The organism is Psychrobacter sp. TWP2-1-2, from assembly GCF_049896785.1.
Classification (GTDB): domain Bacteria; phylum Pseudomonadota; class Gammaproteobacteria; order Pseudomonadales; family Moraxellaceae; genus Psychrobacter.
Genome location: NZ_JAFCVA010000003.1, coordinates 45,029 through 70,674, shown reverse-complemented (window position 1 = coordinate 70,674; position 25,646 = coordinate 45,029). Strand labels below are relative to the sequence as shown.

The 25,646-nt window shown below is 44.3% G+C and carries 25 protein-coding genes; 17 read left to right on the top strand and 8 right to left on the bottom strand.

Going from position 1 to position 25,646, the window contains the following annotated elements:
• Positions 1-24 precede the first annotated feature (24 nt).
• The 7 genes from puuE (at position 25) to ACP7AE_RS03775 (ending at position 6,588) form a co-directional block, all read left to right on the top strand.
• The gene (puuE, locus tag ACP7AE_RS03805; RefSeq protein ID WP_426241459.1) at positions 25-1,005 is read left to right on the top strand and encodes an allantoinase PuuE; all 981 of its coding nucleotides are present in this window, start codon (positions 25-27) and stop codon (positions 1,003-1,005) included.
• A gap of 55 nt (positions 1,006-1,060) precedes the next feature.
• The gene (locus ACP7AE_RS03800) at positions 1,061-1,897 is read left to right on the top strand and encodes a bifunctional allantoicase/(S)-ureidoglycine aminohydrolase (protein ID WP_426138309.1); all 837 of its coding nucleotides are present in this window, start codon (positions 1,061-1,063) and stop codon (positions 1,895-1,897) included.
• A 184-nt stretch (positions 1,898-2,081) separates the two neighbouring features.
• Entirely contained in the window at positions 2,082-2,630 is a 549-nt protein-coding gene (locus ACP7AE_RS03795) for an ureidoglycolate lyase (RefSeq protein WP_426241457.1), read from the top strand.
• A 241-nt stretch (positions 2,631-2,871) separates the two neighbouring features.
• Entirely contained in the window at positions 2,872-3,147 is a 276-nt protein-coding gene (locus tag ACP7AE_RS03790; RefSeq protein WP_426241455.1) for a Trp family transcriptional regulator, read from the top strand.
• 98 nt (positions 3,148-3,245) lie between these two features.
• Positions 3,246-4,664 (top strand): anthranilate synthase component I family protein, encoded by a 1,419-nt coding sequence (locus ACP7AE_RS03785; RefSeq protein ID WP_426241453.1) that lies wholly within the window; start codon positions 3,246-3,248, stop codon positions 4,662-4,664.
• A gap of 33 nt (positions 4,665-4,697) precedes the next feature.
• A complete protein-coding gene (locus tag ACP7AE_RS03780; protein WP_426241451.1) occupies positions 4,698-5,345 on the top strand; it encodes an anthranilate synthase component II in 648 nt (215 codons plus the stop codon).
• Positions 5,346-5,640: 295 nt separating this feature from the next.
• Positions 5,641-6,588 carry a DMT family transporter gene (locus ACP7AE_RS03775; protein ID WP_060491686.1) on the top strand — a complete coding sequence of 316 codons (948 nt, stop codon included), beginning with the start codon at positions 5,641-5,643 and terminating at the stop codon, positions 6,586-6,588.
• A gap of 163 nt (positions 6,589-6,751) precedes the next feature.
• On the opposite strand, the gene ACP7AE_RS03770 is transcribed toward ACP7AE_RS03775, so the two are convergent.
• The 4 genes from ACP7AE_RS03770 to ACP7AE_RS03755 all read right to left on the bottom strand — a co-directional run bounded on the left by ACP7AE_RS03770 (position 6,752) and on the right by ACP7AE_RS03755 (position 10,260).
• Positions 6,752-7,495 (bottom strand): amino acid ABC transporter ATP-binding protein, encoded by a 744-nt coding sequence (locus tag ACP7AE_RS03770; protein WP_060491687.1) that lies wholly within the window; start codon positions 7,493-7,495, stop codon positions 6,752-6,754.
• Between the two features lie 91 nt (positions 7,496-7,586).
• The gene (locus ACP7AE_RS03765) at positions 7,587-8,324 is read right to left on the bottom strand and encodes an amino acid ABC transporter permease (protein WP_055124618.1); all 738 of its coding nucleotides are present in this window, start codon (positions 8,322-8,324) and stop codon (positions 7,587-7,589) included.
• On the bottom strand, positions 8,324-9,160 hold the full coding sequence (locus ACP7AE_RS03760; RefSeq protein ID WP_426241448.1) for a transporter substrate-binding domain-containing protein: 837 nt from the start codon (positions 9,158-9,160) through the stop codon (positions 8,324-8,326). The genes ACP7AE_RS03765 and ACP7AE_RS03760 overlap by 1 nt, the downstream gene beginning before the upstream one ends.
• Positions 9,161-9,474: 314 nt before the next feature.
• Positions 9,475-10,260, bottom strand: a complete 786-nt coding sequence (locus ACP7AE_RS03755) for a UTRA domain-containing protein (protein ID WP_426241446.1) — start codon at positions 10,258-10,260, stop codon at positions 9,475-9,477.
• Between the two features lie 305 nt (positions 10,261-10,565).
• Here ACP7AE_RS03755 and hutU point away from each other — a divergent pair, with 305 nt between their 5' ends.
• The 5 genes from hutU (at position 10,566) to hutI (ending at position 17,853) form a co-directional block, all read left to right on the top strand.
• On the top strand, positions 10,566-12,284 hold the full coding sequence (gene hutU / locus ACP7AE_RS03750; RefSeq protein WP_426241444.1) for a urocanate hydratase: 1,719 nt from the start codon (positions 10,566-10,568) through the stop codon (positions 12,282-12,284).
• Between the two features lie 70 nt (positions 12,285-12,354).
• Positions 12,355-13,716 (top strand): YjiH family protein, encoded by a 1,362-nt coding sequence (locus ACP7AE_RS03745; RefSeq protein ID WP_426241442.1) that lies wholly within the window; start codon positions 12,355-12,357, stop codon positions 13,714-13,716.
• Positions 13,717-13,835: 119 nt separating this feature from the next.
• Positions 13,836-15,398 carry a histidine ammonia-lyase gene (gene hutH, locus ACP7AE_RS03740; protein WP_426241440.1) on the top strand — a complete coding sequence of 521 codons (1,563 nt, stop codon included), beginning with the start codon at positions 13,836-13,838 and terminating at the stop codon, positions 15,396-15,398.
• A gap of 23 nt (positions 15,399-15,421) precedes the next feature.
• Positions 15,422-16,480: a formimidoylglutamase gene (gene hutG, locus ACP7AE_RS03735; RefSeq protein ID WP_426241438.1), complete on the top strand. Its 1,059-nt coding sequence runs from the start codon at positions 15,422-15,424 to the stop codon at positions 16,478-16,480.
• A gap of 47 nt (positions 16,481-16,527) precedes the next feature.
• Positions 16,528-17,853 carry an imidazolonepropionase gene (gene hutI / locus ACP7AE_RS03730; RefSeq protein WP_201540234.1) on the top strand — a complete coding sequence of 442 codons (1,326 nt, stop codon included), beginning with the start codon at positions 16,528-16,530 and terminating at the stop codon, positions 17,851-17,853.
• Between the two features lie 182 nt (positions 17,854-18,035).
• Here the strand turns inward: hutI and ACP7AE_RS03725 are convergent, their stop codons facing one another.
• Together ACP7AE_RS03725 and gdhA are read right to left on the bottom strand one after the other, a co-directional pair.
• Positions 18,036-18,620 (bottom strand): PepSY domain-containing protein, encoded by a 585-nt coding sequence (locus ACP7AE_RS03725; RefSeq protein ID WP_426241435.1) that lies wholly within the window; start codon positions 18,618-18,620, stop codon positions 18,036-18,038.
• Positions 18,621-18,815: 195 nt separating this feature from the next.
• Entirely contained in the window at positions 18,816-20,162 is a 1,347-nt protein-coding gene (gdhA, locus tag ACP7AE_RS03720; protein ID WP_055124628.1) for an NADP-specific glutamate dehydrogenase, read from the bottom strand.
• Positions 20,163-20,798: 636 nt separating this feature from the next.
• Here gdhA and ACP7AE_RS03715 point away from each other — a divergent pair.
• The 5 genes from ACP7AE_RS03715 (at position 20,799) to ACP7AE_RS03695 (ending at position 24,112) form a co-directional block, all read left to right on the top strand.
• Positions 20,799-21,161, top strand: a complete 363-nt coding sequence (locus tag ACP7AE_RS03715) for a roadblock/LC7 domain-containing protein (protein ID WP_010201036.1) — start codon at positions 20,799-20,801, stop codon at positions 21,159-21,161.
• Positions 21,162-21,433: 272 nt separating this feature from the next.
• A complete protein-coding gene (locus ACP7AE_RS03710; RefSeq protein WP_426241433.1) occupies positions 21,434-21,928 on the top strand; it encodes a PAS domain-containing protein in 495 nt (164 codons plus the stop codon).
• A gap of 3 nt (positions 21,929-21,931) precedes the next feature.
• Positions 21,932-22,681 (top strand): PhnD/SsuA/transferrin family substrate-binding protein, encoded by a 750-nt coding sequence (locus ACP7AE_RS03705; protein ID WP_055124630.1) that lies wholly within the window; start codon positions 21,932-21,934, stop codon positions 22,679-22,681.
• A 157-nt stretch (positions 22,682-22,838) separates the two neighbouring features.
• Entirely contained in the window at positions 22,839-23,456 is a 618-nt protein-coding gene (locus ACP7AE_RS03700; protein WP_060491697.1) for a hypothetical protein, read from the top strand.
• A 41-nt stretch (positions 23,457-23,497) separates the two neighbouring features.
• Positions 23,498-24,112, top strand: a complete 615-nt coding sequence (locus ACP7AE_RS03695; protein ID WP_055124632.1) for a hypothetical protein — start codon at positions 23,498-23,500, stop codon at positions 24,110-24,112.
• 289 nt (positions 24,113-24,401) lie between these two features.
• Here ACP7AE_RS03695 and ACP7AE_RS03690 read toward each other — a convergent pair whose 3' ends face one another.
• Together ACP7AE_RS03690 and ACP7AE_RS03685 are read right to left on the bottom strand one after the other, a co-directional pair.
• A complete protein-coding gene (locus tag ACP7AE_RS03690) occupies positions 24,402-24,923 on the bottom strand; it encodes a DUF308 domain-containing protein (protein ID WP_055124633.1) in 522 nt (173 codons plus the stop codon).
• Positions 24,924-25,048: 125 nt separating this feature from the next.
• Entirely contained in the window at positions 25,049-25,624 is a 576-nt protein-coding gene (locus tag ACP7AE_RS03685; protein ID WP_426241429.1) for a GNAT family N-acetyltransferase, read from the bottom strand.
• Between the last annotated feature and the right edge of the window lie 22 nt (positions 25,625-25,646).

Sequence of the window (25,646 nt, the reverse complement as noted above, 5' to 3'; positions counted from 1 at the left end):
TAAAATATTTAGGATATATTGACAATGACCAAAAAAATAATCAGCGATTTCAATCAAGACGCCTACCCTCGCGACTTAAAAGGCTATGCTGACAAGCCGCCAAAAGCCAGCTGGCCAGGCAGCGCTAAAATCGCTGTACAGTTCGTCCTCAATATCGAAGAAGGCGCAGAAAATAGCGTGATTCATGGTGACGGTCAATCAGAGCGGTTTTTATCGGATGTCTTGGGTACGCCAGAGTTTAACAATCGTCATCAGTCGATTGAGTCGGCATTTGAGTATGGTAGCCGTGTGGGTGTTTGGCGAGTATTAGACACTTTTAAAGAATATGGTTTGCCTATTACGACCTTCACTTGCGCTGCTGCTGCCGAAAAAACACCGCATATTATCGAGCGAGTATTAGAAGATGGGCACGAAATCGCCAGTCACGGTCTACGCTGGATTACTTATCAAAATATGTACCGCGAGACCGAGCGCGAGCATGTGCGCCGTGCCACTGAAATATTCGAACGCATGATCGGTGGTCAGCCGCTTGGTTGGTACACGGGACGAGATAGCCCGAATACTCGTGAGTTGGTCGCCGAACAAGGTGGCTATATTTATGACTCAGACTCTTACGCGGATGAGCTCCCTTACTGGCTCAATGTCAAAGTAGAAGACGGTAACAAAATCGCTCGTAAGCCGCATTTGGTCATTCCCTATACCTTAGAGACCAATGACATGCGCTTTGCATCAAGCCCAGGCTTTACCAACGCCGAGCCTTTTTATCAATACTTAAAAGACAGCTTTGATACCTTATACGAGGAAGGCGCACACACACCCAAGATGCTGACAATCGGTTTGCACTGCCGCATCATTGGTCGCGCCGGTCGCATCGTTGCCCTCAAAAAGTTTTTGCAATATATCACCAGCAAGCCCGATGTGTGGGTATGCCGCCGTGATGACATTGCCAAACACTGGTATAAAAACCATCCAGCCACTGCCGATAACACTGCAAACTGGATGTAACCATACGTTTAGACACAAATTTATTGCGGCACAACACCACTAAGGAACATCAACAATGTCAACAAAGAGTACTTATTACGCACCCACTGGCGGATTACCTCCACAAACACAACTGCTATCTGATCGCGCTATCTTCACCGAAGCTTATGCAATTATTCCCAAACGTGTACTGACCGACATTGTTATTAGCTATCTGCCGTTTTGGACAGGTATGCGCATGTGGGTGCTTGCACGCCCACTTTCAGGTTTCTCTGAGACTTTTTCACAGTATATCGTTGAAGTTGAGCCTAATGGCGGCTCAGAAAAGCCTGAGCTAGATGCAAACGCTGAAGGGGTTATATTCATCGTTGAAGGCGAAATGGACATGACTATCGAAGGCGTGTCGCATCATCTTGAATCAGGTGGTTATGCATTCTTACCACCTGGCTGCAAATGGTCGCTAAAAAACAATAGCGACACGCACGTTAAATTCCATTGGATTCGTAAAGCTTATCAACACTGTGAAGGAATTGATGTGCCTGAAGCCTTTGTAACCAGCGATCACGATGTTGAAGCAATTGAGATGCCGGGTACTGATGGCGTATGGGCAACCACCAGATTTACCGAGCAGTCTGATATGCGTCACGACATGCATGTGAATATCGTGACTTTCCAACCAGGTGGCGTGATTCCATTTGATGAAACTCATGTCATGGAACATGGTTTATATGTCCTAGAAGGTAAAGCCGTCTATCACTTAAATGGTGAATGGGTAGAAGTTGAGGCAGGCGACTTTATGTGGCTACGCGCATTCTGCCCACAATCTTGTTACGCTGGCGGACCTGGTCCATTTAGATACTTACTATACAAAGACGTGAATCGTCATATGCCGTTTATTCGCCCAGCACGATAAGCCCTGCGCAAGAACAATAATAATCAGAACAACAAAGCATTCAGAACGATGAGCAATATAGCGGCATAATCGTTCATTCGAATATGTCATTTATTCCCAGATGTTGATTTAATTCGCGTACGGGCTTATGGCAAAGTAGCTCATAGCAATTATAAACAGTGATCACCAAAAGTAAGGCAAAGTCATGAGTACTCTTATGAAGACTACGATCGTTGCAAGACCTTTAACCAAAGCTGAGTTTGCGCCCTACGGCACCGTAATCGAACCCTATGACAAGGAAGCACAGACGCCTGAAAATAGCTACCATATCAATAAAGGCTATGCCTGCCGCCATCACGCCATCGCTGAAGCCAAACTTGACGGCGGCGATGTCGGCATGAGTATCTTCCGCGCCAAAAAGCGTGAATTCCCTATTGCCTTATCGGTCATGGAATATCATCCGTTTGGCACGCAAGCGTTCTTTTCGATGAATAGTCAGGATTATATCGTCATCGTTGCGCCTGCTGGTGCGCCGCCACAGTCTGCGGCTGATTTGACCGTGTTTTATGTCCAATCTCATCAAGGTGTGCAATATGACGCCAATGTCTGGCATCATCCGCTACTTGCCCTCGGTTGTGACTCTGATTTTTTGGTGATAGATCGTATCAATGGCGAAGGCAAAAACTGTTATGAGCTGGATATAGAGGATTGGCAGGTGCAAATTGAACTTGCCAGTGAGCACTCTTCCGTTTAATTAGGGTCTGTAAACGAACTGTTAACCATTCATAAAGATAAAGCCAGTTAATAAAGATTAGCTGGCTTTATCTTTATGAATGTAGGATCCATCCTATATAAATAATCATCTTCCAAAACACAGTACCCATTTAACAGCAGTAGCAAAACATCTACATAGGCTACTTGCCTTTTATGTACTATCGTACTAGAATACTGAAACGAAGTAAGCTTCCCTTTTCTTTTCCATTAAGATGAATGTTATGAGCACAGACCCTTATCAAAGCTTATTAAGCCATTTAGCCAGTTGTCATGACAGCACCGCTATCGACCTGCTATTCAGTGCGCTATTGACGGAAAAAGAGCAGCAGGAAATCGCCAATCGTATCCGCATTTTTGACTTGCTTGAGCGCGGTGTCACCCAGCGCGAGATATCTGAGCAGCTAGGTGTCGGTATCGCTACCGTATCGCGCGGCGCCAAAGCCATGCAAGTTCACGATGTGAGTGCCTTACTAATGACTCATAGAAAACACTCATAAAAAACAAGCCTGAAAAAGCTGCTTAATCAAACAGAAACTAGAATTTTAATGTGCCTTATTTTCATTTGATCAACCATTGAACCAATTTGGATATTGTTATGATCTCTCCTAATTCAAAACCTAACCAACCTGCTGCTATTGATATCCCTAGTAAACCACAGCGCATTAAACTCACGCAGGATATTGATTTTTTTGCGTTGTTCAAACGTATTGAGCGCGCTTTTGAGACCTGTTATCTGCTTGAATCATTGGGCGAAGATGGACATATGGCGCGGCATCATGCGATTGGTTTTGATCCAGTGATGACCATTGCTGCCATCGATCGTACAACCCTCGCGATTACTGATAATAAAACCGCTGAAACCACTCATTATCAAACGGATAATCCTTACGAGCTACTGCGCAAAATTACGCCGCAGCACGTCATTGCTCGCGACCAAAGCGGTGGTCTTGTCGGTTATTTGGGTTACGACAGTGTCAATTTCTTTGAACCCAGTCTCAATGCTAAAGCGAGCGATGACTTTGAACCCTTTAAATTTGGCGTATATTTGGATGGTCTAACGCTCGATAAGATGACCGGTGAGATTTTCTACTTTTATTATCCAACTGCGCAGCAAGAAAATCGCATCGAGCAAATCAAAGCGCTACTTGATGAGCAAATTCCAAGCTATGAGCCGCCTACAGTTGAGTTTTTGGGTGACGGCATGAGTCCAGAAGAGCATGCAAAAGCTGTCATGCAAGTCAAAGAAGACATCATCTCAGGGCGTATCTTTCAGTGTGAGGTAGGTTTTAAATCCAAATACCGTATTGCCGGCGATAAAATGCCCATTTATGAAAAATTGCGGTCGGTCAATCCGTCGCCGCATATGTATTTTATGAAATTTGCCCAGCAGTGCATCATTGGTGCCTCGCCTGAACTGCTGTTTCGCTTGCGTCAAGGTGAGATGGAAACCTATCCACTAGCAGGTACTGCCAAGCGCGGTGTCGATGTCATCGAAGACCGACAGCTTGCCCGCGCCTTACTAAACGATGCCAAAGAAATTGCCGAGCACAATATGCTAGTCGATTTGCACCGCAATGATATCGGCCGTGTGGCACAATTTGGTACGGTAAAAGTACGTAGCCTCATGGATATCAAACGCTTCTCTCACGTGCAACATATCTCTTCTGAGATCGTCGGAATTTTACATCCTAATGAAGATATGTTTAGCGCCCTTGCCAGTAACTTCCCTGCTGGGACGTTGTCAGGCGCACCAAAAGTTGAAGCGATTAAAGTCATCAATGAGCTGGAGCCAGATGGTCGCGGTGCTTATGGTGGTGCGCTTGGATCGTTTAATTTCAATGGCGATTGTATCTTTGCTATTCCTATTCGCAGCCTATTCATCAACGGCGAATCCGCTTATGCGCAGACCTGTGGTGGTAATGTCTATGACTCCAATCCTGCTGATGAATATCTAGAAATTCAGCGTAAATTGTCTGCCATGAAAGTGGTATTAGACAGTTTTATGAACCCGTAAATTGTTTATATTTTGCCAAAGAGTTGATAACCCATGAATGTTTTAATTATAGATAACTACGACTCCTTTACCTTTAATCTTTACCAATATATCGGTGAGATTTTGCAGACGATGGACGGCGATAAAGCCACAAACGTCATTGTTAAACGTAATAATGAGATAACGTTAGCAGATGTACAGGCAATGAATCTTGACCGCATTATCATTTCACCGGGCCCTGGCGCTCCTGACGACCCTGCCTACTTCGGTATTTGTGCCGAAGTGATTGAAGTCATGGGTAAGACGACGCCGCTATTGGGTGTCTGCTTAGGTATGCAAGGGATTGCGCATGTGTTCGGCGGCGATGTGGTACGGGCGAGCGTGCCGATGCATGGCAAGGTATCCTCCATTCGCCATGATGGCGCGGGTGTCTATCAAGGCTTGCCACAAGAGATTGAAATCATGCGTTACCACTCCTTGATGGTAAAAGCGGATACCTTACCAGATTGCTTGACTGTCACAGCTGTCGTCGCCAATAATGCTCATGCTGAGTTCAGCCTAACCGAATCTGCGCTAGCAGGTGAGGAGATTATGGGACTACAGCATAAAGACTATCCCATTCAAGGTGTGCAGTTTCACCCAGAGTCATTTGCGACGGAAGGTGCCAAACGCTTGCTGACGAATTTTTTACTACAAGTGTAAATCTTGATGCTTAAGTTTGGGGGATATGACACCAAAGGGTGATAAGCTAAAGACATAAGCTAAAAACAAGCGTACCTCTAACTCAAATAAATTGAATTTTATGTCTAACTGACTTGTGTTCGAACTTAATTAACGCTTTAATGATAGACTGAAAAAACAAACAAAAGACAGCCCTTACTCGGGTTGTCTTTTTCTTATTTCAGTATTGTATGACGCCATTAGCTACAAGGCTTGGAAAGTTTGAGGTTTTGAGTTTGGGCATAGGTTTTGATATAACATAAAAATAGAGAGCTATATGGCAAATACCGATGGCGTAATGTCAGCACGTCAGTCATGGATAGGCACCATTCAAATTATCACAGCCGCTGTCTGCTGGGGTACCTTGGGGATATTCTCGACCTACCTCAATCAAATCGGCTTTAGTGGCTGGCAGATTACGATCTTACGTATCGTGACCGCGGCTTTTCTTATTCTTGTCATGCTACCAAAATTATGGCCGCATCTTATCAAGCTTCGTCGAAAGCAGTGGCTTGGGCTGGCATTGCAGTCTTTGATTGGCGTACTTGGTATGTCGGTATGCTACTTTTTTGCTGTGATCTATGTCGGTGCTGGCCCTGCGGTTGCCTTGCTTTATACTGCGCCTGTATTTAGCTTATTGTTTTCCGCATTCTTGCTTGATGAATCTATCACTCGCCAGTCGGCATTACTGGCGCTCATGGCGGTATTTGGTGTTGGATTGACGATGCTTGGTGAGCAAGCGCAAGTCAACTGGGGCATCCTATTAGGACTGCTAGCAGGCGTCTGTTATTCCTTATACGGGGTACTGGGCAAGCGCGCGATGCACGATGCTCACCCTGCGCCTTTGGTGTTTTTTACCTCTATTATCATCAGTGCTGGTGTACTGCTCTTATTACCTGAAACCTATCAAACCTATGGGCGGTTATTGAGCTTACCTTTACATACGTGGGGCTATGCTTTAGGGTTGTCTTTGATTGGAACCGTCGTGCCCTTTGCCCTTTATATGAAAGCATTAGAGAAATTACCTGCCACTCGTGCATCAGTATTTACGATTTTTGAGCCATTGACTGCCATTGCCCTTGCCATACTATTACTGCATCAATCCTTATCTTGGATTCAATATGTGGGCGTGGTGTTAATCTTACTGGCAGCTTTATTTAATGCCATATTAAACGGCACTGCCACTCGCGTACCACGCTGGCTAAAAAGACGACAAAGAATTTAGTGGTGACTTTTGATTGTTTTAAATAGTTTTATATCTGTATTATCAAACGAAAAAAATCCCCAACTATAATTAATAGCTGGAGATTTTTTATTGGAACGTTACTTTAGAGCAAAGCATTGACACCATAGACAGTTGCTAAATAACTTGGATTGTCTTGATAATATTACTGTTCAATACGCTGCAAAAAGGCCTGCGTACGTGGATGAGTAGACACTTCAAACATCTGCTTAGCGCTACCTTCTTCGACCACATGACCATCCTCAATTAACACCACATGATCCGCCACATCACGAGCAAATTTAATCTCATGAGTCACAACGACCATCGTCCAGCCTTCAGATGCCAGTTGCTTCATCGTGCCCAGTACATCTTGTACCAATTCAGGATCGAGCGCAGACGTTGGCTCATCAAATAATAATAATGACGGCTCGATAGCCAGTGCACGAGCAATGCCAATACGTTGCTGCTGACCACCAGAGAGCTGGAACGGATACAGATCTGCCTTATCCGATAAGCCTACTTTATCAAGTAATGCCAGTGCCTGTTCGCGGGCTTGCGCCTTAGTTTGCCCTTGCACTACCGTCGGCCCAAGCATTAAATTCTCAATCGCGGTCTTGTGTGGAAACAAGTTATAAGACTGAAATACCATGCCTGATTTACGCTGCAGCGCCAGCAATGTTTTTTTCTTAGGCTTGGTAGCGAAATCAACCGTTAAGCTACCATCATCAAAAGCAATGATGCCTTGATCAGGAATTTCCAGCGCATTCAAGCAGCGTAAAAAAGTGGTTTTACCAGACCCTGACGGTCCTAATATCACCACTACCTTGCCTTTTTCGATGGTCAAGTCGATGCCTTTAAGCACTTGATTGCCACCAAAAGCTTTGTGAATATTAGTGACTTGAATCATAAAGCTTCCTGTTGTACTGATATCTGTTTGCTAATAACACACGCTTATCGACGCGGCATTACCATCCTATGCTGTCCAAATTATCAAGGGTTTATTTCGCCACGTAGCGATCAAGTCTGGTTTCAAGCTTACCTTGAATAAAGGTTAAGAACAGACAAATACCCCAATAAATAATCGCCGCTTCGGTGTAGACCAACATAAATTCATAGTTACGTGCCGTGATGATTTGCGCCTGTTTAAATAGCTCGGTTACCAATACCAATGACGCCAAAGACGTGTCTTTTACTAGGCTAATAAAGGTATTGGATAACGGGGGTACTGACACCCGAAGTGCTTGCGGCAAAATGACATGGCGAAAGGTTTGTAGATACGTCAAGCCTACGGTCGAGCCTGCTTCCCACTGCCCTTTTGGAATGGACAAAATAGAGGCACGCACCGTCTCCGATGCATAAGCGCCAATATTTAGCGAAAAGGCAATAATCGCTGAGGGAAAAGGATCAAGCTTTACCCCGATACTTGGCAAGCCATAGAAAATAATAAATAGCTGAACCAGCATTGGTGTCCCGCGAATGGCGGACACATAAATACGCGCAAGTCTGTATATGATTTCATGGAACCAGCCAGCACGCGGTACGATACGAATCAGCGCCACTATCAGCGCAATAGCCATACCAATCGCAAATGAGATCAACGCCAGCGGTATCGAATAATAAATACCGCCTTTAAGCATTGGCCAAAATGAATTGATGACAATTTGCGCCCGCGCAGGATCCATAAATGGTAGTAGTGCCAGTAACTCAGCTAGCATTGACGTGATAGACGCTAGCATTATTTTTGTTGACTTATATCAGCACCAAAGAACTCTTCGCTAAGCTTGGTCAGCGTCCCATCAGCTGCTAATGCGACCATTGCTTCATTCAATTTTGCCACCACAGCGTCATCCCCTTTGATGAGTACTAGACCTGAACCAGTCTGCTCACTCGCAGGCGCTGTCAGCTTGATCTCAAGTGCTGCATCTGGGAATTTTTTGAGATAATCCAATACTGCCAGATTGTCATTCATCGTGAAGTCAGCACGGTCTTGCTTAACCAGTTGAATCGCTTGCGCCATACCATCGACAGGGACGATTTCTGCGCCGTAGCGTTCTGCAAGCTCACCATAGTTGCTGCTCAGTGATTGCGCAGTACGCAGACCTTTTAAACCTTCCCACGAGCTATAACGATTGTCATCAGTCGGTGCTAGTACAACCGCGCCCGACCAGCTATATGGCATGGCTTTGTCATACTTAGCCAAACGCTCAGGCGTGGTCAAGCTTACTTGATTTGCCACCATATCGAAGCGTTTTGAGTCAAGACCTGCCAGCATAGCATCCCACTGGGTCTCTTTAAATTCGACGTCTACGCCCAGTTTATCCGCAACCGCACGTGTCACTTCGACATCATAGCCAGTTAGCTTGCCACTCTCATCATGATAAGTGAATGGCGGATAAGTACCCTCTGTACCGACGTTGATGGTGCCACCATTATTGATACGTTGCAGTAAATCAGAGCCACCCGTCGCGGCACTGTCTGTCGCATTGGTTTCTGCTTCATTGGTAGTAGACTGACCACAAGCGGCAAGTAGCATAGTACTGGCGGCAAGTGCTAAAAGAGTACGACGTTTCATAAGACGTCCTTATAAGAGTGAATGAATAATGCAAAAAGGTATCGTGCCAATAAAACCATAGCAACAAATAAGGATAAGACCAGCACAGGCAAATACTATAATAAAGTATTTGCGCCGCATTATTTAGCTTTGGCTGCTCGATTTGAGGATGATCAGCATATTTTTCAATACTGTTTCTATATTATCTTTGAATTTTTGGACATTTTTTAGGCAGATATTAACGTTATTATTGCCAATTAAATAGCCATTTATTCATATACTAGCGCACTTCAGAAAGAATAAACGTACAAAAACAGTGAGCATGCGTAAGACTATTATAATTCACCAGAGAATTGATAACGATCGCCTGCATGCCACATCTTCACAAAGGTCAATACTCGACCTGCTGAATACGTCTGACGACGCAATACCAATGTCGGTGACTGCGGTGCGATTTGCAGTAGCGCAGCAATCTCATCTGGTGCCGCCAGTGCACGAATGGTATAGCTGCCGCGCTCTAGTGGACTTTTGGCAATGAGATAATCACTGGTATTGACCACACTAAAATCCTGCTCAATAAATTCTGGCACCTTTTGCGCATCCACCCAGCGCTCTTCGAACTGTATGGGCTGACCATCCGCAAAGTGAATGATTTTTACCTCGTATAAAACAGCAACGTCGCTGCTACTATCTGCGCCAGTACTGTCATCCATTACGGTTGTATCAGCGTTTGTATTAGAAGACACAGCTACTTCATCAATATCAAATTTACGCCGTAATTCATCGTCTAACATCGCAGCCGTAAGTATGCGTTTACTCACCACTTGCGCCTGATAATCGCGGTTGGCAGATTTTAAATCCTGCGCGATATTGCGTACTTCTACAAAAGTGTGATTGAACTGCTGCTGGGCGACAAACGTCCCCGACCCTTGCCGGCGCTCTAGCACTCGCTCTTCGCTCAGCTCTTTTAGAGCGCGATTGACCGTCATACGCGATACGCCAAACTCTTTTGCCAACGCCATTTCTGTAGAAATTGCATTGCCCGCTTGCCATTTACCCGAGTGAATATTGTCTAATATGGCGTTTTTTATGCGCTGATATGCCGGAATCGTCTTTTTCATGTCCGTGTTTAACCGTTAGTTTTACCAATAATAGTAGCGCCATACTATCACGAGATAACGTCATGAACCTTGGCAAAACACTGTGACATTTATCTATCTACCAAAACCCTCACAAAAATAATTGAGTCATTCATAAAATATTGCTTGCATGAAAAAAGTATCTTTGATAATTTGTATATACAACTTTACGACAGTGCTAAAAAATCTGCGTCATCTAATCGATGTTTCGCTGAATTTATAGACTGACGGTAAAACACTTACTTTGATTACTTTATCGTCTTAACAGATATCACAAGGATATGATAATGACTACTAACCATGGAACCAATAAAGAGACTAAGCTGACTCGCCGTGATGAGAGCCGCGAAATCGCCTCGCCCACTGGCAGTACTCTACATTGTAAAAGCTGGCTAACCGAAGCGCCTTATCGTATGCTGCAAAACAATTTGCATCCTGATGTGGCCGAAAACCCAAAAAGCTTAGTCGTCTACGGTGGTATCGGACGCGCAGCCCGCAATTGGGAAAGCTACGATCAAATCTTAGCGTCATTAAAAGAATTGGAAGACGATGAGACGTTGCTCGTGCAATCAGGCAAGCCAGTTGGCGTGTTTCAAACGCACGAAAATGCCCCGCGTGTATTGATTGCAAACTCTAACCTTGTACCACGCTGGGCCACGTGGGAGCACTTTAACGAGCTCGATCGCAAAGACTTGATGATGTATGGTCAAATGACCGCGGGTAGCTGGATTTATATTGGCACGCAAGGCATCGTCCAAGGTACTTACGAGACCTTTGTAGAAGCAGGTCGTCAGCATTATGATGGTAGCTGGGCAGGACGTTGGATTTTAACCGCGGGTCTGGGCGGTATGGGCGGCGCGCAGCCACTTGCGGCTACTTTTGCAGGGGCAACTTCACTGAACATTGAGTGCCAACAGTCTAGTATCGATTTCCGCTTGCGTACTGGTTATGTCGATAAGCAAGCCGATGATCTCGACCATGCTTATGAATTGATCAAACAGCATACCGACGCAGGTGAAGCGGTCTCTATTGCCCTACTTGGTAATGCCGCAGATATCCTACCTGAGATGGTCAAGCGTGCGCACGATGGTGGCATGAAGCCTGATTTGGTCACCGATCAAACCTCAGCACATGACTTAATCAATGGTTACTTGCCAGTTGGCTGGACAGTAGAAGAATGGAAAGCTGCACAAGAAGATTCAGAGCAACATGCAGCACTCACCAAAGCAGCCGCTCAGTCTTGTGCCGTACACGTACAGGCGATGCTAGACTTGCAGGCAATGGACATTCCAACGACCGATTATGGTAATAATATCCGTCAGGTGGCTTTTGATGAAGGCGTTAAAGATGCCTTTAATTTCCCAGGTTTTGTCCCCGCTTATATTCGTCCGCTGTTCTGCCAAGGCAAAGGCCCCTTCCGCTGGGTGGCGCTGTCAGGTGATCCAGAAGATATCTATAAGACAGATCAAAAAATCAAAGAGCTGTTCCCTGAAAACCAACATATCCATCGCTGGTTAGATATGGCAAAAGAGCGTATTCAGTTTCAGGGCTTACCTGCCCGTATCTGCTGGTTAGGATTGGGTGAGCGTGACAAAGCAGGGCTCGCATTCAATGAAATGGTCAAAAACGGCGAGCTAAAAGGCCCTATTGTCATTGGTCGTGACCACTTGGATACGGGTTCTGTTGCCAGCCCAAACCGCGAAACGGAAAGCATGAAAGATGGCTCAGATGCGGTATCTGACTGGGCATTATTGAACGGTATGCTGAATGTCGCAGGCGGTGCCACTTGGGTATCATTGCATCATGGCGGCGGCGTTGGCATGGGTTACTCGCAGCATTCTGGCATGGTCATCGTCGCTGACGGTACAGATAGCGCAGCCAAACGCTTGGCACGAGTGCTAGTCAATGATTGCGGCTCAGGTGTTATGCGTCACGCCGATGCAGGTTATGATCTGGCGATTAAAACAGCGAAAGATTATGGTCTGAATCTGCCGATGATTAAGTAGCATACCCTTTATCCTTATAAGTGATTATTTGACATAAGGATATCATCGACATTTTATCAAGGAGGATAATGTGATTGAGCAAAATACGACACTAAATCTCAAGGATGCAGCAGCAACACCAACTGAAGCACTACTGTCTAAACCTATAGCGTTAATGCAATTGATAATCTTTAGTGCTATCGGTTTGATAATGTTTTTTGTGCCATTTACCATCGATGAGAAAAGCACGATTTTGTTCGATCATGGGGCAACTTATCTGGTCAATCAGCAGCATACATTGTCTGTGACGTTATTGTTTTTACTGATGATCTTTGGGGTAAGCAAGCCATTTATAGACGGCTCATGGCGTAAAAACATCACCCACATGATTATGACTGCTTTTAAAATCATTGGTCTGATACTAGCAGTGATGTATGTTGCTGACGTAGCGCCTGCCTTTATGATGGAAGCCGACATGCTGCCGTTTTTGTTTGAAAAACTGGCATTACCAGTCGGTATGATTGTACCGCTTGGGGCATTAATTTTAGCATTTTTGGTGGGTTTTGGTTTGCTCGAGATGGTCGGTGTGCTCATGCAGCCGATCATGAAACCTATCTGGAAAACCCCAGGTTCATCAGCGATTGATGCGGTCGCATCCTTTGTTGGTAGCTACTCTATCGGGCTGCTCATTACTAATCGCGTGTATTTGCAAAAGCAATATTCAGCGCGCGAAGCCATTATCATTGCGACTGGATTTTCGACCGTATCAGCGGCATTTATGGTCATCGTTGCCAAAACGCTTGGTCTGATGGAGTTTTGGAATCTGTTCTTTTGGTCTACGCTAGTGATTACCTTTATCGTCACTGCGATTACTGCTCGTATTCCACCCATTAGCCTTGTTGATGATAGCGTTGAACGTCCCGCTTTAGACCATAAACGTGGTACACGTCTGGCGGCAGCATTTGATTTGGGTTTGTCCACTTCACGCCGTGCCACTGACCTAAAACAAATCTTATGGTCTAACTTTCGCGATGGGCTGACGATGGCAGCGGCGATTGTGCCTTCTATCATCGCGGTTGGCTTGACAGGATTGATATTAGCAAAGTATACGCCTGTATTCGATGCTTTAGGCTTGCTTCTTTATCCATTCACATGGCTTAGCGGCTTACCAGAGCCTCTGGTTGCCGCCAAAGGTATGTCAGCGGGATTGGCTGAAATGTTCTTGCCAGCACTGCTCCTCAGTGAGGCTGATATACTGACTCGCTATGTTGCAGGGGTCATCTCTATTAGCAGCGTGTTGTTTTTCTCTGCCATGATTCCTTGTGTGCTTGCCACTGAAATACCATTATCTGTCGGCAAAATGGTCATTATCTGGTTTGAGCGTGTGGTACTCAGTATTTTATTGGCTGCGGCATTCGGACATCTAGCCATGTACTTCAACTGGATTGGCTAAAAAAACAAATTTAATAACAGGTATTACGTTAACTAAAAACATTTAAAAAACGTCATTTCAACAAAGACATGAATCAAAAATAATATAACCCATATGTCTTACAATACTAGGATCACCCTATGAACGATATCAAACAATTAACGCTACACCCTCGCCAGCTTAGCTTTAAGATGCTACGTGATATCTATGAGCAGCCTGTCATATTGACATTACCTGAGAGTGCTTATAAGGCCATCGATGCCTCACACGAAGATGTGCGTACGATTATTGCCCGAGACAAAAGCGCTTATGGCATCAATACTGGTTTTGGCCTGTTAGCAAAGACCCGTATCAGTGATGATCAGCTTGAGCTACTTCAGCGTAACCTAATTGTTTCTCACTCAGTAGGCACTGGTGAAGCACTTCCTGCCAGCGTGGTACGACTGATTATGGTCATGAAAGTAGCCAGCCTAGCACAAGGTGTATCAGGCGTACGCCGCGAGGTAGTGGACAGCTTACTTGCCTTAATCAATAATCAAATCACGCCAAACATTCCGGCAAAAGGGTCTGTTGGTGCTTCTGGTGATTTAGCGCCTTTATCACACATGACGCTTGCAATGATGGGTGAAGGTGACGTGTTTGTCGCTGGTAAAAAAATACCAGCTGCTGATGCCTTAGCGCAACATGGACTTGAGCCAATTACCCTAGCAGCCAAAGAAGGCCTCGCACTTATCAACGGTACTCAAGTCTCAACCGCATTGGCATTACGGGGTTATTTCTTAGCGCGTGATTTGCTTGAGACCGCCACCATTGTTGGCTCACTGTCGATTGATGCCGCCAAAGGATCGGATTCACCATTTGATGCGCGTATTCATGACGTGCGTGGGCATCATGGTCAAATTGAAATCGCCAAAGCACACCGTCAGCTAATCAAAGGCAGTGCCATTCGTGCCTCACATGATGGCGAGCAAGACGATAGAGTTCAAGACCCTTACTGCTTGCGTTGTCAGCCGCAAGTCATGGGTGCCTGTCTTGATATCATCAATCAAGCAGGTAAAACGCTACTAATCGAATCCAATGCCGTCACTGACAATCCGCTAATTTTTAATAACGAAGATGGCCCAGTGGCTATATCAGGTGGTAACTTCCATGCTGAGCCAGTCGCTTTTGCCGCTGATATTTTAGCCTTGGCAATTGCCGAGATTGGTTCTATGTCTGAGCGCCGTGTGGCCTTACTTATCGATGCGACGCTGTCAGGTGGTCTGCCGCCATTCTTGGTTGATAACGCTGGGGTCAACTCAGGCTTTATGATCGCCCATGTGACCGCAGCCGCGCTGGCATCAGAGAATAAATCTATCGCTCACCCAGGCAGTGTCGACAGTATCCCAACCTCTGCCAATCAAGAAGACCATGTATCGATGGCCACCTATTGCGCACGCCGCCTATACGAGATGGCGCAAAACACCGCGACCATCATTGGCATTGAGCTATTAGCTGCTGGTCAAGGTATCGATTTCCATCGTGGATTAGATACGTCAGAGCCCTTGACTGTGGCGCATCAAAAACTACGTGAGCAAGTGACTTTCTATGATAAAGATCGCTACCTCGCCCCAGATATTGAAGCGGCCAAGCAGTTGGTATTAGACGGTACGCTTGCTGAACATTGGCAGTCACTACGCAGCGATTGGTACGAGTCTAAATAAATATTAATGGGCAGAGAACAGCGATGACAATAGCGAGAACAACAGCAACGACTACCACTCACATTGGCCACACCCCTGCTGATATGACCCAATGGACAGGGCGCGCCGAGCCATTTGAGACGGTACGCGCCCGCTATTGGTATCAGCTTGCTCAGCCTTATGAGAGTCAAAATATTGGGCTAATTGGCTTTGCATGTGATCAAGGGGTCAGACGTAATCAAGGCCGCGTGGGTGCTAGAGCAGCCCCGCCATTAATTCGTCGAGCATTTGCTACGCTGCCAGTCATCGCTGAATTGCAACAGCGCTTTGATGGACAATTATCAACCTTATTGGGTGATGCTGGTGACATTCATTGTCACGACGATGATGACTTTGCCACGAATACTCTTGAACAAGCTCAGATTAAATATGCTGAGGAAGTGAGCGCTATCGTCAAGCAAGGCGGTTTGCCTATCGGATTGGGCGGTGATCATGCCATCGCTTACGGCAGCTTTTTAGGGTTATGGCAGGCTTTAGAAAGTCAAAACGATACAACTATCAGCACACATACAGCACCTACTATCGGAATTATTAATTTTGATGCCCACCTTGATATTCGTCAGTCTGATGTAGCGACCTCTGGGACACCGTTTCGCCAAATTGCCGAGCACCTTGTTGCACATGGTCAGCCCTTTCATTATTGCTGTATTGGCGTCAGTCGCTTCTCTAACACGGCGGCGCTTTTCGATCGCGCTGAGCAATTGGGTGTGCATGTTATCAGTGATGAAGACTGTCACTATCAGCCTTGGCAGATACTTGCTGATCAGGTTATCAGCTTTATCAATCAGGTCGATGTGGTCTATCTGACCATCGATATGGACTGCTTGCCTGCCAGTGTTGTACCCGGTGTGAGTGCCCCAGCGGCTTATGGTATTGGGCTTGGTTTTGTTGAACGCATGGTAAAAACTATTATGGCTACTGGTAAAGTAAAAATGGCCGACATTGCCGAGATTAATCCCACCTTTGATATTGATGCACGTAGCTGTAAAGTTGCGGCAAGACTATTAGCGACTATTATAGAGCAGCATTTACTGGTCATCTAAGTCTTACTAACAAAAATCACTGCCTGCAAAATAATCAGGAGAACATTATGGATGATTCCAATAATACGACAGAGATCACGCTCGACGATGCTAGCATGGCATCATTTGATCATATTTTTATCAATGCCAATCTTGCGACTTTTTCAGCGCAGTATAGTTTTGGCATGTATACAGATGAACATGCAAATAGCATCCCATATGGTCAATTAAACAATGCTGCTATCGGTATTAAAAATGGCAGCATTGCTTGGATTGGTGAGCACAATCAAATCACTGCTCATCTGACTCACTATCAAGACCACCAAATCACAGACGTAGATGGTAAATGGATAACTCCTGGACTTATCGACTGTCACACTCACATCGTTTATGGTGGCAATCGCAGTAACGAGTTCGAGGCACGTTTGCAAGGTGCTAGTTATCAAGACATTGCGGCACAAGGCGGCGGCATTGTCTCAACTGTCACTGCCACCCGCGCTGCCGATATTGAATCGCTATTTGCACAAAGTGAAAAACGCTTAATCGCACTCATGAAAGAGGGTGTCACCAGTATCGAAATCAAATCGGGCTACGGTTTAGATTTAGACACCGAACGTAAAATGCTCACGGTTGCCCGCCAACTTGGTGACAAGCACAATATCCATGTGAGCACCACGTATCTAGCGGCGCACGCCCTACCACCTGAATACAAGTCTCACGTGCAGGACCGCACAGACGAATACATCGAGCAAGTCTGCGAGTGGCTACCCATCTTGCATTCAGAAGGCTTAGTCGATGCGGTCGATGGCTTTTGTGAAAATATTGCCTTTAGTAGCGATCAAATCAGACGCGTTTTTGAGGTGGCACGCTCATTAAACCTACCAGTCAAACTACATTCTGAGCAATTATCTGACATAGGTGGCAGCGCCTTGGTTGCTGAATATAAGGGTTTATCAAGCGACCATTTAGAGCATGTATCAGAATACGACATTAAAAAAATGGCAGCAAGCAATACCGTTGCAGTTCTATTGCCCGGTGCATTTTATACGCTACGTGACACTAAGTTGCCACCCATTGAGGCATTACGCAGGCACCAAGTACCTATGGCTATTTCAACTGACTGCAATCCTGGCACCTCACCGCTTACCTCATTATTGCTTGCGATGAACATGGGCTGTACGCTATTTTACTTAACGACTGAAGAGGTACTGGCAGGCTCAACCGTTTATGCAGCACAAGCGCTGGGGCTATCTAATAAAGGTAAAATAGAAGTTGGCTGTGATGCAGATTTAGTCCTATGGGATATCGCCCGCCCTGCGGATTTGGCTTATCAGATGGGACTAAACCCTATTAACGGCATTATGGTTCAAGGCAAGTGGCGTGAGACAGTATAGCGAATTTATCTAACTACTCACATTAAAAAAGCCCCAGTCATTGAATGATTGGGGCTTTTTTAATAATAAATGCACAGCTTTGCTATCCCATTTTCAAAAAAACTGAGTAGCGAGAAAAACGACTATTAGCGATACCTATCATATCTATCATATCTATCTATCTATCTGTCTAACTTACTTAGCTATTTCTTAAACTTATTGTTAAATACACTGCCAGTATTGGCATCAACATTTAGCCAAATGATACTATTACCTTTGAGGATATCAGCTTCATAATAGGACGCATGATCACTATAATCTCGGTCGTTTTTAAACTCAATCTCGATAACACGCCCGCCCGATTGTTTTTCAGCAATTTTCATTGCCTGTTTAACATCAATCTTCGCTTGTTTAAGTGCCTTATAATCTACCAGATCATCACTGTCTAATCGTTCCACATCCGTACTAATCACTCTACCATTCATGGCGTCAATTTTGATTTCATAGTTTCGGCTACTGGTTACAAATTCCATCTCATACACACCGCCTTGCGCTTTATCATCATCGTGATCAAAGCTGGCACTCATCAATAGACCAGATGACTTTTTCGCCGCAATATTTATTGCTTGTTGTAAGCTTATTCTACTGGCTTTGGCGGCTTGCACCTCACTTGCTAGCGGTTGCTGCGTAGATGCATAGATTGTCGTAGTTAACATAGCCGCACCCACTACTACTGCAGCACGAGTACCCAAAGTCGTTAGCGAAAATGGCTTGAAAATCTTGCTCATAACGGTCTCCACAAAATTAATCTTATTGAGTGTTCTAAAATTATTATCTTTTAAAAAACACACATTATCAATAGGTCAATCGTATCACTTCATAAAAACCACTTTGACTATTCACGGTAGAGTTAATCCATAAAAAACGCGCCTATCGTTAAAACAGACGCGTTATTCGTTAATAGGTGGCTATGATAAAAGTGCTTAGTTTAAAATACCGTAAGCAACCAATGCATCAGCAACTCGTTTAAAGCCAACGATATTTGCACCAGCCATATAGTTGATATAGCCATTATCCGTTTGACCATACTGTTCTGAGGCATCAGCTGCGCAGTCATGGATATTTCTCATGATATTTTTGAGGCGCAAGTCGATTTGCTCAAAGCTCTTATACTGACGGACTGAGTTTTGTGACATCTCAAGCGCAGAGACTGCTACACCGCCCGCGTTGGCGGCTTTACCTGGGGCATAATGCACCCGGTGCAAACGAATATAGTCGATGGCTTCAGCAGTCAATGGCATGTTGGCACCTTCGACAACGTATGTGATGCCATTTTCAACCATGAGCTTGGCATCTTCTTCATTGACTTCGTTTTGCGTCGCTGATGGAATCGCGATGTCACCTTTGAATTGCCACGGCTTTTGCTTCGCAAACCACTCTCCACCATAAACATCGACGTACTCAGCCAACGGTTTGCTTTTTGCTTTTTGCGCCTTGAGCCAATCAATTTTTTCTTGATTTAGACCCGCTTCATCATACAAAGTCCCTTGTGAGTCTGACACAGTAACGACGATGCCACCCAGCATATGGGCTTTTTCAGCAGCATGTAATGAGACGTTACCAGCACCTGAAACCAATACTCTCTTACCTTTGATATCGTCATTTTGCGCCGTAAGCATGTTTTCTAAGAAATACACCGCGCCATAACCTGTCGCCTCAGTACGCATCAAGCTCCCACCGAAGCCAACGCCTTTACCGGTCAAAACGCCGCCGTATTCATGCGTTAAATTCTTATACATAGCAAACATATAGCTGACTTCACGCCCACCCACGCCAATGTCACCAGCGGGCACATCGATGTCTTTATTCACATAGTGATGTAGCTCACGCATAAAGGCATAGCAAAAACGGCGGATTTCACTGTCTGTTTTGCCTTTGGGATCAAAATCAGAGCCACCTTTACCGCCGCCCATTGGCAATCCAGTCAAAGCGTTTTTGAAAATTTGCTCAAAGCCTAAAAACTTCAACACAGATTGGTTGACAGTCGGATGAAATCTCACGCCACCTTTATAAGGACCTAAGGCATTGCTGAACTGGACACGCCAGCCGCGGTTAACCTGAACTTCACCTTGGTCATTTTCCCAGTTAATACGAAAAGCAATAACGCGGTCAGGCTCAACGAGGCGCTCAAATATTTTAAAAGTATCATATTCTGGGTGGGCGTCGTATAACGGCGCAATCGTAATTGCAACTTCTTTTACCGCTTGAACGAATTCAGGTTGATGTGCATAACGCGCTTCGACTTTTTCGATGGCCTGACTGATACTCATATCTTTTCCTTAGGGTAAAAATGGTGAACGTGCTTACTTACACCGATGTCACGTCGTATGACAACAAACGAGAGGATTGTAGACACTGGTGTAAAACTGAAATTGCCCCGACACGCTGGCTTGTGTAGAGACAAATGGGATTAAAAAAGCTGACTGAATTTATGCCTAGACGCCACATTCAGAGACAAGAACATTTTTTATCTCATAATATATATCATTTTTGAGGCGTATAAGTCTAGTAAATATCACCATCATGAAAAGTTATAAGCGATTTTTATTGGTACAGTCTAGAGTACGCCTTTGCATAGCACCTTGAGATGCCGACTGATGAGCTTACAGATCTCATTGATTGTGCTAAAAATAGTCCTGTATTACTAAAAAATTTTCGTTTTTCTAATCGGTCAATAAATCAAATATTAATGGAAATTTGTGTATTGATAACCGTTAAGTAAAGACGAAAGGTCAATAATCAGCACCAAACGGTATAAAAGACCCAAAAAATTGGCTTTTTGCTTGAGCCGATGTATATCAATATTAACAGCAAGGGTTTATAATAGCCGACTTAATCAACATTTATTCTCCACCATTACTAACTGTTATTTTATCAATTGAATAACCCGTCATAGAGAAAGCGATATGCGTACAGATTCATTCCAGCAAATTTTGGAAGACCTAAACAGCTCATCAGCCGATGTTGAAGCATCTGCCCTTATTTCTAACGATGGTCTGATGATTGCCTCAGCACTACCAACGGGCGTTGATGAAGATCGTGTTGGCGCTATGTCAGCGGCTTTATTGTCATTGGGTGACCGCGCAGGTCGTGAGTTGGCACGTGGTAGTATCGATCGTATTATGATTCAAGGTGAAAAAGGCTACGTGATTATGACCTCATCTGGAGATGAAGCGGTACTTACTATTATGGCAAAACCGAATGCAAAACTTGGTTTGATATTCTTAGATATCAAGCGTGCCTCAGAAGCCCTTGCAAAACTTATCTAACTGGTAAATTTGGATTTTTGTCGATAACACATTTTTTATTATTTAATGTCATATAGCACATAGCACGACTGATAAATATGACTTTAAATCAAAATGAGGTGACTGTCTCATAAAAAATATTTAAGATGGCACACATTATTTGTATGGAATAATAGCCTGATAAATATTGGGACGACGACTGAGCTGAAAGGCAACATGATGTTATCGACAACTACCACACCAGATTGGCTTTTTAATCATTATAAATATAACGATAAATAAAGGAGATTACGATGGGTTCTCCAATCCCTGATGCACATAAGCCTGATATGCCCGCTGAGCAGATTACTCTGACTTATTATGATGGTACATCGCGGACTGTCTATGATACTGGTATTGAACGCCCTTATCCTGATGGCAAGCTGATTGTATCGCGCACCGATTTGGATGGTGTGCTGACTCACGTCAACGATGCTTTTGTCGAAATCAGTGGCTACAGCGTTGATGAGCTTATTGGTCAGCCACAATCTATTTTGCGCCACCCTGATATGCCAAAAGCCGCTTATAAAGATTTGTGGGATACCGCAGCGGCTGGGCAAAAATGGCATGGCTACGTTAAGAATTTATGCAAAGATGGTAGTCACTATTGGGTCTATGCGACCGTTGTGCCAAACATTCGTCGCGGCGAAACAGTGGGTTATACCTCGGTACGCCGTAAGCCATCACGTAGCAAAATCGAAGCGACTATGGCTCAGTATGCCCAAATGAATCAAAATGAGGAAGGCTAAATCATGACGACACACAATATGTTAATCGCCCCTGATTTTTCTCCTGAGCGTTTTGCAGGCTGGCACATGTTTAATATTTTGATTCAAAAACGTGCCAACCTAAATATGCATCTGAACATACCTACCTCACATGCTGAACAAGAGAAAATCATTGAGGCAGGTGACATTCAAGTTATCTATGCCAACCCATTTGATGCAGCTACTTTGATCCGTGAACAAGGCTATCGCGCTGTTGCACGCCCTATCGGCAAATCGGATGAGATGGTCATTGCTGCTGCGGCAAACAGTGATATCAAGCGCTTAGAAGACATTAAAGCGGGTGCGACCGTAGCAATGGCAGACAACCGTGATGTTAAGCTGATTGGCTTACGCTTACTAGAAGCCGTGGATATAGAAGAATCTGATCTTAACTGGGATATCACTGAGACTTATCAGGCAGCTGCCCGTAAAGTCATCAAAGGTGATGCTCAAGCGGCCTTCTTCTTAGCAGAAATTTTTCATAGCTTTTCACGCCTGACCAAAACTCAGCTGTCAGTGCTAATCGAAAGTGATTTGGCAGATATTAGCCATGTATTACTGATTAAAGATGGCTTTCCTGATACAGAAATATTCATGAATGCGATCCTGAACTTGCATAATGATGACGATGGTAAAGAAGCATTGGCTGAACTTGGCATGCCTCAAGGGTTTGAAGCCATGGACGAAGAAGATGCTGAATTTATGATAGATTTGATGCAAACTTTACTTGATTAATTATTAATTACTACTTATTAATTGGCACGTTGCACCGTTTCGCTTAGTGAAGTCATAGGCTATTGTCGCTCAATAGTGGCTATATCATTTTGACCATACGATATTAGCCATAAGCTGTTAGCCATATAATAGATACTATGACTTAAAGGACACTATTATGTCTGATTTAGACCTTATCAAAGAAAATGAGATGGAGGCGCGCCGAGTATTTCGTTTATATTCGCGTAAAGTGTTTTTGGCACCCAATAACCGTCATTTTCATGAACAACGTATCAATGCCGCATTACTTTTAACCGAAAAAGAGCCGCTACAAGGTGCCGTCGCAGACTTTTTTTATGGCTGTTGGTATGACATCCCTTACGATGTAAATAACCTGTTTACGCGTATTAAAGATCGCTTGTACCCTCATGTGCAGCAAGGGTTTCGCGATTGTATTAGTAAGAAGCGATATATTCAACGCAATAGTATGCTGGCGACTCGCTGGAGTGTCCTGATATCGCCGTCTCTCAATGAGCAAAAACAGCGATTGCTTATCAGTAGCGATGACGCCAAAGAGATATCCAAAGACATCACCGCTGAGCTCATGCAGGCGCGTGAAGATAAGGATTGGGGCACGATTGAGCAGATCGAAAACGAATTCTTTGCTCACTGTATTGCTCGCAATGATCGACTTGCCTTCTCGTTAGTATGGTTTCGCTTGGGTAAAAGCGACTGGCAGTTCGATGAGCGCTGGAACAACTGTCAACAGCATCTTGATCAGACCATCAAGACCTAATTTATCGCCGATTTAACCCTTTCATCACAATGGTAGCCGCTATGTCCTCTTACTTAAATGCTGATAAAACGTATCTAACCCTCACTCCAGCCGGTATTTTTGAGGCATTTTCACAAAGTGAGCCCACTGATGAACAGCTGTCATTACAAGACTTAATGTCCTATGGGCAGACATTGCTCGCCGCTGATTGGCTTGAGCGTTATTCTGACGAATGGCTACAGAGCTTTATAGAACACGGCTGGATTGAAAAGCTGTCTTTGTTGTTACCCGCACCCAATCTGCCGTTGGACCAGTTTTTACCGTATGTGGTTGCCAGCTTATCCGGTAAACGCCGTGCCGCTATTGGCTCTGATGAAGGGTTTTGCCTAGCACGAATCGGTTACAGCCAAGAAGAAGCGGACATGCTAAGTGTTGCTGCTGCTGACTTTTCAGGTTTTATGATCCGCCAAAAACAACGCGGCTGGGCGGTCGAAAGCCAAGCCATCTCGTTTTTTCAACAAGTTGACTTATTGATTCCTGAGACCAGCTTTGTGTTCTTATGGATTGATGGGTCAGGTTACGCCCTCATCATCGATGGCGAACCTTTGACTAATAGCCGCGCCTTTGTTGAGATGGTATGGGCATTGAAAACATCTGGATTAAGATTTCTTAGTTAATTCAACCAAACCACTTGATATATCATTATGACACGCTGCCATACTGACCCGTGCGCTTATATCAAATCAAGCGCACTTCTTTCAATCTCTCACATCTGCTTTATTTTCAATATCTTTTTTTCTTTCATCTTCTGCTATAGCCGATTTAATACGATTTGTATACAAGGATAAAGTACTACAAATTGCACTTAGGCTTTACGCATTATTAAGATGTGATATTCAAATAAATTATGAAATAAAAAAAAGACGCTATTTGCAGCGTCTTTTTTGTTTATTGCTAGAACTAAATTTATATATTGCGCACCACAATTGATTGTATACGTGAATACATAATTAAGGATATGCCGTTAGATATCAACTCGACGGCTAACAGTATGCCAAGAATATACGTCGCTGACTGCGGATAACTGGTAAATATCATGATAGCCAATATAATCGAGAGCAGACCTGAGAGTAATATGGGGACAAAAGCCACTGTCCGACGTAGACCGAAAGCAACAACAACTCTGACTATACCTGTTGCCATAAATAAAATAGCAATTACCATGGTCAAGGTTAATATGCCTTGCAACGGATCTTGTAATAATTCAATACCAATCAATACACCAAGTACACCGCCGATGGCAGCCAGCACTTTTCCAGTGGTACTATGTGCTCGGAACAAGGCGATAAACTGTAATATACCCACTAAAAGGAAGATAAAACCTGCTAACTGCTCAGCGGCCAATGTGGCGCTAAGAGGATTAAAAAATGCAAAGATACCGCCAAGAATACTAATGATGCCAATGACTAACCACAGTGTACGATTCATAAGACGACCTTATTTTACATTTAATAGAAAATAAATTATATCGCAAACCTTACCTTGTGTTGTATAACGGTAGTAATATCTTCGAGTAGTCCTGTTAATATCAGAGTGTGGGCATTGATTTGTGGTCACAAGCCTGCTAACTGATTGTTCCACTGTTGCCGCGTCATGTTATAAAGTACATGCTCAGCCAGCCGATGGTTAGGGTCAAGGGCTGGGTGGTAGAAGTTGGCGCGGGTATTCATCATGCCAAGGCGCTCCATAACCAATTGCGAGCGTTTATTGATAACCGCTGTGAATGACACAACCTCATCGAGCGACAGCTCAGTAAAAGCAAAATTCAGCGCCGCACGTGCCGCCTCTGTAGCATAGCCCTGTCCCCAATAATCTTTATGTAGTCGCCATGCAATCTCGACAGCAGGGGCAAAAGACATATCTGCGTGAGTATCATTCAAGCCAACAAAACCGATAAAACCATCATATGTTTTGGTGCTATTTTTTAAACATACTGCCCAAAGTCCCCAGCCTTGATTAGCGATAAGCTGCTGGCATTTACTAGCGATGATGTCACTTACTTTAGGCGTTAATAACTTGGGGAAATACTTCATTACCTTAGGATCAGCATTTATTTCAGCAAAAACAGCAAAGTCACTTGCTTGCCATTGCCTAAGGTAAAGACGTTCTGTTTCTATCACATTTATCATTTTTATCACTTATGGATTGACA